Genomic DNA, 13,834 nt, shown 5'->3' on the forward strand with positions numbered 1-13,834 from the left:
CACCAATCGGACGACATGATATGGCCGCGAACTGGGCCCCCGACAGCTGGACGCGTCACGAAGCACGACAGCTCCCCACCTATCCCGACGCCGCAGCGCTGACCGCCGCGACCGATCAGCTGGCCACGTTCCCGCCGCTTGTCTTCGCTGGCGAGGCGCGCAACCTGACCGCGTCGCTCGCCGAAGTCGCAGCCGGCAAGGCGTTCCTGCTGCAGGGCGGCGACTGCGCCGAGTCCTTTGCCGAGCATAGCGCGAACAACATCCGCGACACGTTCCGGGTTATCCTGCAGATGGCGGTCGTCCTAACCTTCGCGTCGAAGCTCCCGGTCGTGAAGCTAGGCCGCATGGCGGGCCAGTTCGCCAAGCCGCGCTCGACCGATACCGAGACGATCGGCGGTGTCGAGCTGCCCTCGTACCGCGGCGACAACGTCAACGACATCGCCTTCACTGCGGAATCGCGCGCGCCCGATCCGCAGCGGATGATTCGCGCCTATTCGCAGTCGGCGGCGACGCTCAACCTGCTGCGCGCGTTCGCACAGGGAGGATACGCGAACCTGCATCAGGTCCATCGCTGGACGCACGACTTTATGGGCCGCAGCCCCTGGTCGAAGAAATACGCAGAGACGGCGGACCGGATCGGCGAGGCGCTCGAGTTCATGGCAGCCTGCGGGATCGACCCAGAGACCGTGCCGCAGCTCGCGCAGACGCATTTCTACACCAGCCACGAGGCACTGCTGCTCCAGTACGAGCAAGCGCTGACTCGGCAGGATTCGCTGACCGGCGACTGGTACGACACCAGCGCGCATTTCCTGTGGATCGGCGATCGCACGCGCTTCGAGGGCTCCAGCCATGTCGAGTACCTCCGCGGCATCGGCAACCCGATCGGCATCAAGTGCGGCCCGAGCCTGGAGCCCGACGCGCTGCTGCGGATGCTCGACACGCTCAATCCCGGCCGCGTACCCGGCAGGATGACGCTGATCACGCGCTATGGCTACGACAAGATTGAGGCGAACCTGCCCCGCCTCGTCCGTGCCGTTACGCGCGAGGGCCACCCGGTGGTGTGGAGCTGCGACCCGATGCACGGCAACGTCGTCAAGGCCGCCAACGGCTACAAGACGCGGCCGTTCGACCGCATTCTCGCCGAAGTCCGCGGCTTCTTCGCGGTCCACCGCGCGGAAGGCACGCACGCCGGCGGCATCCACGCCGAGATGACCGGCCAGAATGTGACGGAGTGCACCGGCGGCGCGGTCGACGTGACCGAGCAATCGCTGGCCGATCGCTACCACACGCACTGCGACCCGCGCCTCAACGCCAGCCAGAGCCTTGAGCTCGCCTTCCTGCTGGCCGAGATGCTCAATGAGGAAATGGCCGAGCGGAAGAAGGTCGCCGCCTGAAGAAAATGCTGCGGGCGTTCAAGAATGTTCGGCAACTGTCTTGACGCCCGCCACCCCATTCCGTAGACGCCCGCTTCTGCTAACGGCCCCTTCGTCTAGCGGTTAGGACGACGCCCTCTCACGGCGTAAGCACGAGTTCGATTCTCGTAGGGGTCACCAGCTTCCGCTTCGTGACGGAAGCGATCAGCGACATTCATTTTCCGCGCGAGCATCAGGGTTTTCCCCTTTCCCGTCGATACTTGTCGACGCGCATTTCCAAACGAAACGTTTTCGTGTCGAGTGGGGAAACCGGTTGATCGATGGCCCGCGTCTCACCGCTGCAACAGTATAGACCGGCCGCCTGCGCGCCATCATTGGAAGCCACACCGCCGCGGCGATCGAGGGCGACGTCTGACCGCGCGGCACGTCATTCAGGACACGGCAGACGGCTAAGCAAAACCGGTCCGAATCGATGCCGGGGGAGGCATCGATTCGGGTCGAGCTGAGTACGTCTCGAAGGCGGTGACCTAGTATCGACCGCTCAGCGCCTCTGAGGAAGCGTTACCTCGCCGCGTTGTCAGCCGCCGCGACGTCGAGCTTGTCCTGCGTCCGCGTATCGAAATCGCCCGCGTCGTGGCGCTCGGGTAGCTGACTGGAAGGATCACCCATCACGCGGTTGACCATCCGCCCACGCGCTACTGCGGGCCGTGCGGCGATCAGGTCGGTCCAGCGGAGAACGTTCTTGTAGTCGTTTACCTGAAGGAACTCCGCGGCGTCGTAGACGAGCCCCTTCACCAGAGCACCGTACCAAGGCCACACCGCCATGTCGGCGATCGAATACTCGTCGCCGCCGAGATACTCGCTTTCGCCCAAGCGTCGGTCGAGAACGTCGAGCTGCCGCTTCACCTCCATCGCGAAGCGGTCGATCGCATATTCGATCTTTACCGGCGCGTACGCGTAGAAATGCCCGAACCCGCCGCCGAGCATCGGCCCCGCCCCCATCTGCCAGAACAGCCACGAGAGCACCTCGGCGCGCTTGGCGCCATCGGTGGGCAGGAACGCACCGAATTTCTCGGCGAGATAGACAAGAATCGAGCCGGACTCGAAGACCCGGATCGGGCTTTCACCACTGCGATCGACCAGTGCCGGAATTTTCGAGTTCGGGTTGGCCTCGACGAAGCCGCTGCCGAACTGGTCGCCGTCCATGATCTTGATGAGCCAGGCGTCATATTCGGCACCCGTATGACCAGCAGCGAGAAGCTCCTCGAGCATCACCGTCACCTTCACCCCGTTGGGCGTCGCCAGCGAATAGAGCTGCAGCGGATGCTTACCTACCGGCAGTTCCTTGTCGTGCGTAGCGCCGGCGATCGGGCGGTTGATGCTGGCGAACCTGCCCCCGCTCTCCTTGTTCCAGGTCCAGATTTTCGGCGGCGTGTAATCGGCGGTCTCGGTCATTAGGATTCTCCGCATAGGGGTTATTCCTTGTCGGCGCCGTGAGCCGTTGCGGAATGTGACGCAAGTGCGGAGTACGCCTATCGAGTAGCTTTGCGCTCAGCCGCTGACGCAACGAGGGGCGCCCCGTATGACCGGGACGCCCCAAGGAAGTATATCAGGCCCACCAGATAGTCGGCCGGTTTTTCGCCTTACTTGATCGCGACGCGAATCGAGAAGGTGAAGCGGCGATCGTTGATGAACCAGTTGCGAGGCCGCGTCAGCAGGTCGTCGTTGATCACGTACGACGTCCGCGTGATCGAGTTCGTCAGGTTCACGCCCTGGAAGCCCATCCGCACCGCCGGCGTGATTGCGTAGAAGACCGACGCGTCGAGCTGCCCGTATGACTCCGCATAGACCGGCGCGAACGGCGTGATCGCATCGCGGATCGTCAACAGGTTCCGTGACCGCCAGTTATACGCAGCGCGCAGTTCCAGGCCATTGCGCTGATAGAACGGCCCGATGTTGAACTGGTACTTCGACAACCCCTGCAACGGCAGTTTCCCGGTATCCACAGAGGAGATGAAGCCCGCCGCGATGTTCGGATCGTTCGGGTCCAGCTGTTGTTGCGACACACCCGTCGAGTGCACATAGGTGAAGTTGGCCGAAAGCCCGAGGCCGCCGAGCACCGACGGCAGGAAGCCGTACGTCTGTTGATAGCCGACCTCGAACCCGCGCACCTTGCCCGTATCCGCCGAGTTTAGCGGCGTGGTGACGATCGCATCGAACGTCGAGCCATTGTTGGTGAACGACAGGCGCTGTGTCCCGACCGACTGCACACCGTACAGGTTCTTCGCGAACGCCGAGAAGGTCAGTTGACCTACGCTTGAGAAATACCATTCCGCAGTCAGATCGTAATTGTCGGCACGGACCGGCTTGAGGTTCGGGTTGCCGACGTCGAAGATCGCCACCGGACCGCCGTTGAATAAGATCGTCTGATCGCTGGTCGTCAGGCCGACATTGTAGAACGACCGGGTCTGGCCAAAATCGGGCGGTGCTACGCTCTTGTTGAACGCGGCACGGAACTGGAGACCTCCGCCAACCGCCAGCTTCACGTTGAAGCTGGGCAGGAAGTAGTCATAGGTCAGCTTGGCGTTGTTGGGCACGAGATTGCCGTTCTGGAACGCTGCGGCCGCCGCCCGTGTTGCGTCCGGCAAGGCGCAGAACCGCGAGATCGCGGTGCCGTCCGTGGGCGCAACGCAATTGAACGACTGGTTCGGGAACGAGAAGAAACCCGACGAGACGCGCCGCGTCTTGGTATACCGCACGCCGACGTTGCCGCTGAGGTTCCACCCGTTCGACAGGTCGTTGCCAAAGCGGACTTCGGCATAGGCGGCGTTGTTGCGCTCGCTCACCGGATTGACCTCGCCCGGTAGGAAAGGCGTCCCGGCGATCGCACCCGTACGCTGGGCAAGTGGCACCCAACCATCGGCGCCCGAATTGGTCGACGTGAAGTTGCGCCATTCGCGTCCGATCTGGCTGATCTGCTGGACCGCGGCGCTGTAATCCTGAAGCTGGCTGCCTGGATAAAATACACGGCCACCGTTGGACGCGTCATTGGCCTGCCCACGGAAGAAATTGTCGTAGGTGAAGGCCTGTTGCGGCCCCAGCGCACCCGCGTCGCGCGTCGTCGGATTGCCATCGATCGGGCGGTCGAACCACACCGGTCCGCCGGTCGATCCCGGTGCGGTCGTGCTGCCATCGCCGCCGCCCCAGATCTCGCTCAACACGCCCCAGTTATACGCCGTCGACCGCGCTTCGTTCTGGCGATCGGAGAAGCGATAGCCGGCGCGGATCGACGTCAGCCAGCTCTCTTCCGGGAACGAATAGTCCAGATCGATGCGCGCGGCGTCTTCGTTACCCTTGCTGTCCTCGATATGGTCCATCGCAGACCGGTAGAAGTTGTTATACGGGTCTGCGTAGCTCGGATGCGCCGCATTCTGGTAGTTGTTGGCGCCGTTGGTGACGGGAATGAAGTTCACATAGGCCGGGTCGCTGCCGTTCAATCGAATGTCGGCATTCTGGTAGGTCGTCCCCCATACGGTAAGATCCGTAACGTTAACCTTCGACCAGACGTGCTGGTAGTCGACGGTTACGCCCAGACGAGTCGTCGGCTGCCACTTGAAGTTGAAGCTGGCGTCGTTGGTGATGTAACGTGCCGTGTTGCCGCGCGCGATGTTGTTGCTCTGCAAGCCATTGGTCGGCGTACGCATGTCGCCACCCTGATCGGCGCGATAGCCGTTCGGACCGGTGATGAGGCCACTGGTGAACGCATTGTCGTCGTCATAAGCGAAGCTGGTCCCCGGAAACGGCTGCGAATCGCCCGCTGCCAGCACGTTGTCGGTCGCGACTTCGATCGAGTTCTCGGTCCACGCCTCGCGCGAATCCGACCGCAGGAACTGCGCAGTCGCCGTCATCTTCTCGTCGTTGCTGCGCCACTGGCCAGCGGCCGAATAGCCGTACCGCGTACGGTTGAATTCCTGGCTGCGGATCGCCGCGCCGCGGGGCACGTACACGGTCGTCCCCACATTCGGGACGTTGTTCGCGCCAAGCGGCTGCAACAGGTCACCCGATGCCGTCAGGACGCGCTGACCCCAGTTCGAGATCTGCACACTGTCCGCGCGCGAGCGAACCTGAGACCGCACGAAGCTGCCGAGCAGGCCGAATTGGCCGATACCGGTGTGCCAGCGATCGCTGGCAAGGACTGAGACGGTCGGCGCCGACTTCTTGACGAAATCGCCGTAGTTGTTTTCGAGCGTGCCGCCGAGCGTCAAGCCCGTCGAATCGAACGGCAGGCGAGTTCGCAGATTGACCGTGCCGGCAATGCCCCCCTCGATCATGTCCGCCGACGGGCTCTTGAACACGTCGACGCCGCCGAGCAGTTCCGACGGCACGTCGGCGAACGACAGGCCACGACCGTTATTCGCACTGAACGAATCGCGTCCGTTGATCTCGGACCGTGTGTAGGTCAGGCCGCGCACGACCACGCCCGACCCTTCGGTCGAGAAATGATCCGGGTCGACGCCGGCCGAGAAGTGGCTGATCGACACGCCGGGAACGCGCTGCAATGCTTCGGTGACCGAACGGTCCGGCAGTGCACCGATATCCTCGGCCGAAATCGAGTCTACGACGACTTCTGAATTCTTCTTGATCGCCTGCGCGCTCTGCAGGCTGCGACGAATGCCGGTGACCACGATGTCCTGGTTGGCGGCCTCGTCCTGAGGGGTCGCAGTCGACTGCTCGGCCTGCGTCGGCACGGCGCCACCCGACGGAACCTGCGCGTTTGCGGAGGGCTGTGCCTGCCCGGACGAGGAGGCGCCGACGCTCGCCGCTGCAGCCCGATCTGAAGGTGCGGTACGGCCGAGCGCCGCCGGGGTCGGCGTGCTCTGTGAAGGAAGGGTGCCTGCTTGCTGGGCATGCAGCACCTGCGGTGCCGCGGCCAGGCACAGCGCGATCAACGATGCCCCGCCTTTCAGCGCACCAATACGAGTCGACGCAACTAAGATATTCGCAGTGGCCATGACGTTCTGCATCCCCTTTATAGATAGCGCTATCATTCTTTGGCGCGCTTTATCTGTTGGGCGAGGTAGCGTCATCCGAATGTAACAGCTACATAAAAGGTTAAGAACGCTTGGAAATGAGCAAGTCGTGTCTTTGATACAACACAGAGGGGATGAGGTTTGGCGATGGGTGCCCGGATGCAAGTGGTAATCGTTGGTGGCGGTACCGCTGGTTGGATGACCGCGGCAACATTGGCCATGAGTTTCGCCGGCCGGCTTGCCGACGTAACCCTGATCGAGTCCGAAGAGATCGGCACAGTCGGCGTCGGCGAAGCGACGGTTCCTCACATCCGATTCTTTAATCAAAGATTGGGTATCGACGAAGCCGACTTTATTCGTCGTACAAATGCGACGTACAAGCTTGGCATCGAATTTCGCGATTGGGGCCGTATCGGCGACAGCTACACCCATCCCTTTGGCGATTTCGGGCACGACATCGATGGCCTGCCTTTCCACCAGTATTGGGCCCACGCGTCGCGCGGTGACACTGACGGCTTACCGACGCTGGAAGACTGCTCGCTGCCGATCGTCGCCGCACGGGACAATCGTTTTACGCCGCCGCTCGAGGACCAGCGCTCGATCAGGTCGACCTATTCCTACGCCTATCAGTTCGATGCGACGCTCTACGCGGCCTATCTACGGGACTATGCCGAGGCGCGCGGGGTCGTCCGGATCGAAGGACGCGTCGATGCGGTCGAGCAGAGCGCGGGCAGTATAGAAGCCGTTCGCCTTGCCGATGGTCGGAGGATCGCGGGTGACCTGTTCATCGACTGTTCCGGCTTTCGCGCACTCCTGATCGATGGCGCACTCAAGGTTAAATATGAGGATTGGTCGCACTGGTTGCCGTGCGATGCCGCATGGGCCGTTCCGACCGCCAATGCCGGCGCATTGACGCCGTACACCCGGGCAACCGCGCGTGAAGCAGGATGGCAATGGCGCATCCCGCTGCAGCATCGAACGGGGAATGGCCATGTCTTCTCGACACGGTTCACCGACCCGGAAACCGCACGTGCGGTGTTGATGGATAACCTGGAGGGTGAGGCGCTTGCCGAACCGCGCATGCTGCGCTTTCGGACGGGCCGGCGAGACCTACAATGGGTTGGGAATTGCGTCGCGATCGGCTTGTCCGCGGGGTTTCTCGAACCACTCGAATCGACGAGTATCCACCTGATCCAGCTTGCGATCGGCAAGCTCATCGAACTGTTCCCATCGGGTGGAGTGTTCGATCCCGCCGATGCGGCGGAATTCAACCGCGCGATGGCGCTCGAATATGACCGGGTCCGTGACTTCCTGGTGCTGCACTACTGTGCCACGGAACGCGACGATACGCCGTTCTGGCGCTACATGCGAACCATGACCCTGCCCTCGTCGCTGACCGAGAAGATCGCCGAATTCCGCGAGCGGGGCATCGTCGCATCCTATCGAGAGGGCATGTTCCTGCCGGCGAGTTGGCTTGCCGTCTATTACGGCCAACGCATCATGCCGGACCGCGTGAATCCGCTGATAGCGGATATGCCGATGGCGACGTCGCACGCTCATGTCGCCAAGGTCGCCGCCGCCTGTGCGAGTGCAGCCAAGACAATGCCGTTGCACGAAGACTATATAGCACGAATCAAGGCCGCGGCATGAGCCAGACCGTCGCAATCCTCGGCGCAAATCTATGCGGCTGGATGGCCGCCGCGGCGCTCGCCCGTCGCCTGCCTCGTGAACGCTACAGAATAGTTGTGATCGACGATGGCACGACGAGCGACGGAATCGGCGATTTTGCGCCGGTAATCGCGGTGCCGCCGGCGCTTGGCGGGTTTCACGCCGATCTCGGTATCAAGCCGGCGGCACTTGTCCGCGCAACCTGCGGAGGCCATGCGCTCGGGGTCGCTTTCGGTGGCTGGCGCAAGGACGGTGCCGCGGCGTTCCTGTCGTACGGCGAAACGGGCGCGCCGCTTCAGGGTATTGCGTTCCACCAGCTTGCCGGCCGGCTGCGCAAGGACGGGATCCATGTCCGTCTGGCCGACTATGCCCTGTCTGCCGTTGCCGCACAGTCCGGCCGGTTCGCTCTCGACGCCCCGATCGCGCATGCGTTGCATCTGCCAGTCGAACGCTACACCGCGGTGCTACGCGCGGCCGCGCTCAACTTCGGTGCCTCGTGCGCGAACACACCGTTTGCCCACGCGCAGATCGACGCAAGCGGCATCGTCGAGACGCTGAAAATGGCGGACGGCACCGATATCGCACCGCTGCTAGTGCTAGACTGTTCCGGCAGCAGCGCGCGCATCGCGAGCCGGACGGCGCCGGCATTCGAGGATTGGTCGGCTTGGCTGCCGTGTGACCGAACGCATACGCAAACGGTGTCAGCAGCGGGCGCACCGCCACCCTATACGCAAGTCGATGCGCAGGGTTCGGGCTGGACCGCAACCTGGCCGCTCGGTGGCGCCGACGTGCGCTTGACCTGCGCCGCGGGTGGCGAGGGCACGCCGTTCCGCGCCGGTCGCCGCGTCGAGGCGTGGCGCGGCAACTGCATTGCCCTCGGCGCCGCTGCCGGTCTCATCGAGCCACTGCACCCAACCGCGCTGACCGTGCTGCTGCGGTCGCTGGCGCAACTCATCCAACTCTGGCCCGCTGAACGGCGAGCGCCTGTCGAAGCCAAGGCGTTCAATCGATTTACGGCAAACGCCATGACGGGCGCCCGCAACTTCATCATCGCACAGAAGGCCGCAGGCCGTGGCGTGGGTGCATCCAGAGACGAGCCCGGCGACATGATGCTTCCCGATGCCGTCGAGGCGAAACGTACTCTGTTTGCTGCGCGCGGACGTCTGCCGATGTTCGACGACGAACCGTTCGAAGAGGAGGACTGGGCCGCGATGTTCGACGCGATGGGCCAAGTGCCACGGCGGTACGACGCGCGCGCCGATACGTTACCCCTGGCAACGATCCAGCAGCATTTTGCCGATCATCGAGCGCGGATCATCGCGCAGGTCCGTGCGCTTCCGCCTTACGCGCACGCCATGGCCGAACTGGCTGCCGCATGACGCTGGATTCACCTATCCGTCGCATCGTCATCGTCGGCGGCGGCACCGCGGGCTGGATGGCGGCCGCCGCGCTGGCACGACTGATCCCGACGGGCGCCAGCGTGACCCTGATCGAGTCCGATACGATCGGCACCGTCGGTGTCGGCGAAGCGACTATCCCGCCGATCCGGGCCTTCAACGCGATGCTCGGCATCGACGAAGCGGCGTTTCTGGCGGCGACGGCAGGCAGCTTCAAGCTCGGCATCGAGTTCGTCGACTGGGGTGCGATCGGCGAACGCTATCTCCACCCGTTTGGCGGGTTCGGCTTCGATATTGAGGGCGTCCGCTTCCACCAACATTGGCGACGTCGCCGAGCCGCAGGCGTGGTCGAGGACATCGACGCCTACTCGCTGTGCGCGGTTGCCGCGCGGGCCGGGCGGTTCGCACCCCCCTCGCCCGACCCGGCATCGATATTGTCGCAGATGGCGCATGCCTATCATTTCGATGCCGGCCTCTATGCCCGATTCCTGCGAGGTCGTGCGGAACGCGACGGCGTCACGAGGATCGAGGGCGAGATCGGCGATGTCGCGCTTGACGGCGATACCGGGCACGTCCGTCATGTCACGCTCGCCGGCGACCGCCGGATCGAAGGCGACCTGTTCCTCGACTGCTCGGGCTTCCGCGGTTTGCTGATCGAGCAGGCACTCGGTGCCGGTTACGAGGACTGGACGCGCTGGTTGCCCTGCGACCGCGCCGTCGCGATGCCGACCGCCAATATCGGCACCGCGATCACGCCGTACACCCGCTCGACCGCGCGCGAAGCCGGATGGCAATGGCGCATTCCGCTGCAACACCGCACCGGCAACGGCTATGTCTACAGCAGCGCGCATTGCTCGGACGACGAGGCCGCCGCGACCTTGCTCGACGGCGTCGATGGGCCGCCGCTTGCCGACCCTCGCGTTCTTCGCTTCACAGCCGGGCGGCGCCGAAAACAATGGATAGGCAACGTCGTCGCGCTTGGCCTCGCCTCCGGCTTCACCGAGCCGCTCGAATCGACCAGTATTCATATGGTGCAGACTGGTATCTCGAAGCTGCTGGCGTTGTTCCCCGACCAGGGTTTCTCGCCGGTCGAGATCGATACCTATAATCGTCTCGCCGAGACGCAGTTTGACCAGGTTCGCGACTTTCTCGTGCTTCACTATCATGCGACCCGCCGGACCGACTCTCCGTTCTGGCGCGAGGCCGGAGCGCGGGCGATTCCAGATAGTCTCGCCGAGAAGATTGCCCTGTGGCGACGTCGCGGACGGCTGTTCCGATGGGAGGACGATCTGTTCGCCGAAGCAAGCTGGGTCGCAGTGTTGCTGGGGCAAGGCATCGTTCCCGAGGGCTGGGACCGTCTTGCCGATACGGTCGACGCGCGCGACGTAGACGCACGGTTTGATCGGTTGCGCGTGATGTTCGCCGACGCCGCAGCCCGGATGCCGCACCACGAAGACTATCTCGCCCGAACCAGCCCGGCACGCGTGCGCGCATGACCGACGCTCTACGATCGGTAACGATTGTCGGTGGCGGTACTGCGGGATGGATGGCGGCGGTCGCGTTCGGACGGCTGCTTGGTCCCGCCGGCACGCGCGTGACGCTGATCGAGTCGGACGACATCGCCACGGTCGGCGTGGGCGAAGCGACGATCCCGCCGATCCGTACCTTCCACGCGATGCTCGGGATCGACGAGGATGCCTTCCTCCGCGCGACCGGCGGCAGCTACAAGCTCGGCATCCGCTTCGAAGGCTGGACGCGTCCGGATGAGTCCTATGTCCATCCGTTCGGCCAGACCGGTACCGACATCGCCGGCGTGCCGTTCGCGGCGCAATGGTTGCGTGCGCTCCAGGCAGGCGCAGCAGCCCCACTGGCCGCCTATTCGCTCGAGGCATGCGCAGCGGAGGCCGGCCGTTTCTCGCGGCCGATCGCAAATGGAAACTCACCCCTGTCGCGGATCGGCTATGCCTATCATTTCGACGCCGGGCGCTATGCGGCATTCCTGCGCACGCAGGCCGAGGCATACGGCGTCGTCCGCCACGAAGGGCTGGTCGAACGCGTCGAGCGCGGCCCGGCGGGTATCGCGGCCGTCCATCTCGCAGACGGTAGCCGCATCGCAGGCGACCTGTTCCTCGACTGCTCCGGCTTTCGCGCACTTTTGATCGAAGGCGCAATGGAGGCAGGATGGACCGACTGGTCCGAATGGCTCCCTTGCGACCGCGCCGTCGCAGTACCCTCGGTTGCCGACGCCGCACCGCTGCCGCTCACCCGGGCGATCGCCGAGCGTGCCGGCTGGCGCTGGCGTATCCCGTTGCAGCACCGCACCGGCAACGGCCATGTCTTCTCGAGCCGCCACATGAGCGAGGACGAGGCGACTGCGACCTTGTTGGCCGGGTTGCACGGCGAGGCGCTGGCCGAACCTCGCGTGATCCGCTTCGCAACGGGCCATCGCAATCGCTTCTGGAGCGGCAACTGCATCGCCCTGGGGCTGTCCGCGGGATTCATGGAGCCCCTTGAATCCACCAGCATTCATCTGGTGCAAAGCGGATTGCAGCATCTGCTCAGGATGTTGCCGACGGGCGCCCCTCCCGCCCCGGCATTGGTCGAGCGCTACAACCGCATCATGACCGCGGAATATACTCGCATCCGAGACTTCCTCGTCGCACATTACCATTTGAATGCGCGCGCAGAACCCTTCTGGCGCGACCGCGCAGCAGCAGCGATCCCGGAAGGCTTGGCCGAAAAGCTTGCATTGTTTCGCGCCGGCGGCCGCATCTTTCGAGAGGCCGACGAACTGTTCAATGAAACTAGCTGGCTCGCTGTGTTGACCGGACAGAACGCCCCGGTCTCAGGCTACGATCCGATCTGCGACGGCATACCGATCGAGACCGCCGCCAATCGGTTGGCTCAGATCGAACGCGTAGTCGCTACTTCACTGACGCATATGCCATCCCATGCCCATGCGCTCGCCAGGTTGGCGTAAACCAGTATCGGCTGATGCCCATGCCGCTCACCGTCGTTGTGGCCGCGACTAAACTCGACCGGCACCGCTTGCGTTTCGACGGTCCCGAACGTGTACGCAAGACGTCCGGTCGTCCCGAGCATCGTCGATGACGGCGGCAAGGCGACCAACTACAGCCCACCGCCTGCCTAGGCCGCCCTCATCGAGGGCACCCGGTCAGCGTCGCTGGAGCGCTTTCAACAGATAGCCGCGAATCCGTTCGGTACGATCTGGCGAGGCTGGGCCGAGTACGCCCCGCGCTGCCGTGGGGAGATGATCGCCGGCTGCCGCAGCATCGTCGCCGAACACATAATGCTCGAACCAGGCTCGCCACCCCGCCTTCTCCGCCGGCGGGCGATCGCGCACCGCCATCATGGCATGAACCATCGCGTGAAACGCCGAGACCGTCGGGTCGAACGCCCACCAGTAATTGCACAACACATTGAGCGTCCCGAACGCCTGGACGTGATGCCACCAGATCGCCGGGATGAACAACGCATCACCCGGCCCTAAATCGGCGACCAGTGCATGACGTAGCGCCTCGGCATACCGCGGAAACTGGTGCAGGTCCGGCGCCAATGGATCTACCATGCTGGACGGCGGTCCCGCCAGCGTCCGGTCGAGTGGTCCGATATACAGATTGCCGACTTGGTCCGGCGGGAACAGCGTGAAGCGGCGTCGGCCGGCGACTACGCAGGCAAGGTTCGTCGAGCCGTCATAATGTGTCGCGGTCTGCGATCCGTTGCCTATCCACAGCCTTGGCGTCGCTCCGCCGAGCGGGAGGTTGATCGGATTGGCTGCCAACCATCCCGGCAAATGCTCCGGTGCGGTTGCCGCGTTGGCATACAAGAAATGCCGCTTTTCCACGGGCACGCTGGACAGCCGCAACAATTCGCTGAGCAAGACCGCCAACGGGGCCTTCTCGCGGTGAAAGTTGAAGCCTTCCAGATTATCGCCGCGATAGAAGAAGCGGCCACCGAATTCGGGACCACCGATCAGCACGTCCATCGGCTTGCCGCCATCACCGAGGCCGGCCAGATACGTTGCGGTCGCGTCGTCGCCACCTTCCGCCGCCCGCACGCTGGCCCAGTGGGCAACCTGCCCGCGCAACACCACCGGGGTAGAGCGTCCCGCCACTTCGGTAGCGAAGGTCTGAGCGTCGACGACGGCACGCTCTTCGACGCGAACGTCCGTTACGGCGGAATGAATACTCTCCATAGTCCTGCAATAGCAGTAAGATGCGCCTCACTAAATCCTGTTTGAGGCATGGATCGGCAAATCGAATTCACCGTATTTTTCGTGGTGCTGCAGAACCGCAGCAATCGTCGACATGGCGCGTTGGCCACGGTTTTATCCGGAAGCAGCGCG

8 protein-coding genes and 1 tRNA gene are annotated in these 13,834 nt (G+C 63.8%); 6 read left to right on the forward strand and 3 right to left on the reverse strand.

Going from position 1 to position 13,834, the window contains the following annotated elements; genetic code table 11:
* Nucleotides 1-20: 20 nt before the first annotated feature.
* Both ASE69_RS11620 and ASE69_RS11625 read left to right on the forward strand, forming a co-directional pair.
* Nucleotides 21-1,394: a class II 3-deoxy-7-phosphoheptulonate synthase gene (locus ASE69_RS11620; RefSeq protein WP_056486578.1), complete on the forward strand. Its 1,374-nt coding sequence runs from the start codon at nt 21-23 to the stop codon at nt 1,392-1,394.
* An 84-nt stretch (nt 1,395-1,478) separates the two neighbouring features.
* Nucleotides 1,479-1,553, forward strand: a tRNA-Glu gene (locus tag ASE69_RS11625).
* 381 nt (nt 1,554-1,934) lie between these two features.
* Here the strand turns inward: ASE69_RS11625 and yghU are convergent.
* Together yghU and ASE69_RS11635 are read right to left on the reverse strand one after the other, a co-directional pair.
* On the reverse strand, nt 1,935-2,828 hold the full coding sequence (gene yghU, locus ASE69_RS11630; RefSeq protein WP_056486581.1) for a glutathione-dependent disulfide-bond oxidoreductase: 894 nt from the start codon (nt 2,826-2,828) through the stop codon (nt 1,935-1,937).
* Between the two features lie 188 nt (nt 2,829-3,016).
* The gene (locus ASE69_RS11635) at nt 3,017-6,397 is read right to left on the reverse strand and encodes a TonB-dependent receptor (protein ID WP_056486583.1); all 3,381 of its coding nucleotides are present in this window, start codon (nt 6,395-6,397) and stop codon (nt 3,017-3,019) included.
* 165 nt (nt 6,398-6,562) lie between these two features.
* On the opposite strand from ASE69_RS11635, the gene ASE69_RS11640 reads away from it, so the two are divergent.
* The 4 genes from ASE69_RS11640 to ASE69_RS11655 are packed head-to-tail and all read left to right on the forward strand — an operon-like array spanning nt 6,563 to nt 12,448.
* The gene (locus ASE69_RS11640) at nt 6,563-8,053 is read left to right on the forward strand and encodes a tryptophan halogenase family protein (RefSeq protein ID WP_235518556.1); all 1,491 of its coding nucleotides are present in this window, start codon (nt 6,563-6,565) and stop codon (nt 8,051-8,053) included.
* Nucleotides 8,050-9,450: a tryptophan 7-halogenase gene (locus ASE69_RS11645; protein ID WP_056486588.1), complete on the forward strand. Its 1,401-nt coding sequence runs from the start codon at nt 8,050-8,052 to the stop codon at nt 9,448-9,450. The genes ASE69_RS11640 and ASE69_RS11645 overlap by 4 nt, the downstream gene beginning before the upstream one ends.
* On the forward strand, nt 9,447-10,964 hold the full coding sequence (locus ASE69_RS11650; RefSeq protein ID WP_056486593.1) for a tryptophan halogenase family protein: 1,518 nt from the start codon (nt 9,447-9,449) through the stop codon (nt 10,962-10,964). Before ASE69_RS11645 ends, ASE69_RS11650 begins: the two co-directional genes overlap by 4 nt.
* A complete protein-coding gene (locus ASE69_RS11655) occupies nt 10,961-12,448 on the forward strand; it encodes a tryptophan halogenase family protein (RefSeq protein WP_056486596.1) in 1,488 nt (495 codons plus the stop codon). The genes ASE69_RS11650 and ASE69_RS11655 overlap by 4 nt, the downstream gene beginning before the upstream one ends.
* Nucleotides 12,449-12,643: 195 nt before the next feature.
* Here ASE69_RS11655 and ASE69_RS11660 read toward each other — a convergent pair whose 3' ends face one another.
* Nucleotides 12,644-13,684, reverse strand: coding sequence for a cupin-like domain-containing protein (locus ASE69_RS11660; protein WP_056486598.1), 1,041 nt, complete (start codon nt 13,682-13,684; stop codon nt 12,644-12,646).
* Nucleotides 13,685-13,834: the final 150 nt, after the last annotated feature.

Source organism: Sphingomonas sp. Leaf208, from assembly GCF_001421415.1.
Classification (GTDB): domain Bacteria; phylum Pseudomonadota; class Alphaproteobacteria; order Sphingomonadales; family Sphingomonadaceae; genus Sphingomonas.

Coding starts and splice junctions, on each gene's coding strand:
- ASE69_RS11640 (WP_235518556.1), top strand. CDS start 6,563: ATGCAAGTGGTAATCGTTGGTGGCGGTACCGCTGGTTGGATGACCGCG.
- ASE69_RS11635 (WP_056486583.1), bottom strand. CDS start 6,397: ATGCAGAACGTCATGGCCACTGCGAATATCTTAGTTGCGTCGACTCGT.
- yghU (WP_056486581.1), bottom strand. CDS start 2,828: ATGACCGAGACCGCCGATTACACGCCGCCGAAAATCTGGACCTGGAAC.
- ASE69_RS11645 (WP_056486588.1), top strand. CDS start 8,050: ATGAGCCAGACCGTCGCAATCCTCGGCGCAAATCTATGCGGCTGGATG.
- ASE69_RS11620 (WP_056486578.1), top strand. CDS start 21: ATGGCCGCGAACTGGGCCCCCGACAGCTGGACGCGTCACGAAGCACGA.
- ASE69_RS11650 (WP_056486593.1), top strand. CDS start 9,447: ATGACGCTGGATTCACCTATCCGTCGCATCGTCATCGTCGGCGGCGGC.
- ASE69_RS11655 (WP_056486596.1), top strand. CDS start 10,961: ATGACCGACGCTCTACGATCGGTAACGATTGTCGGTGGCGGTACTGCG.
- ASE69_RS11660 (WP_056486598.1), bottom strand. CDS start 13,684: ATGGAGAGTATTCATTCCGCCGTAACGGACGTTCGCGTCGAAGAGCGT.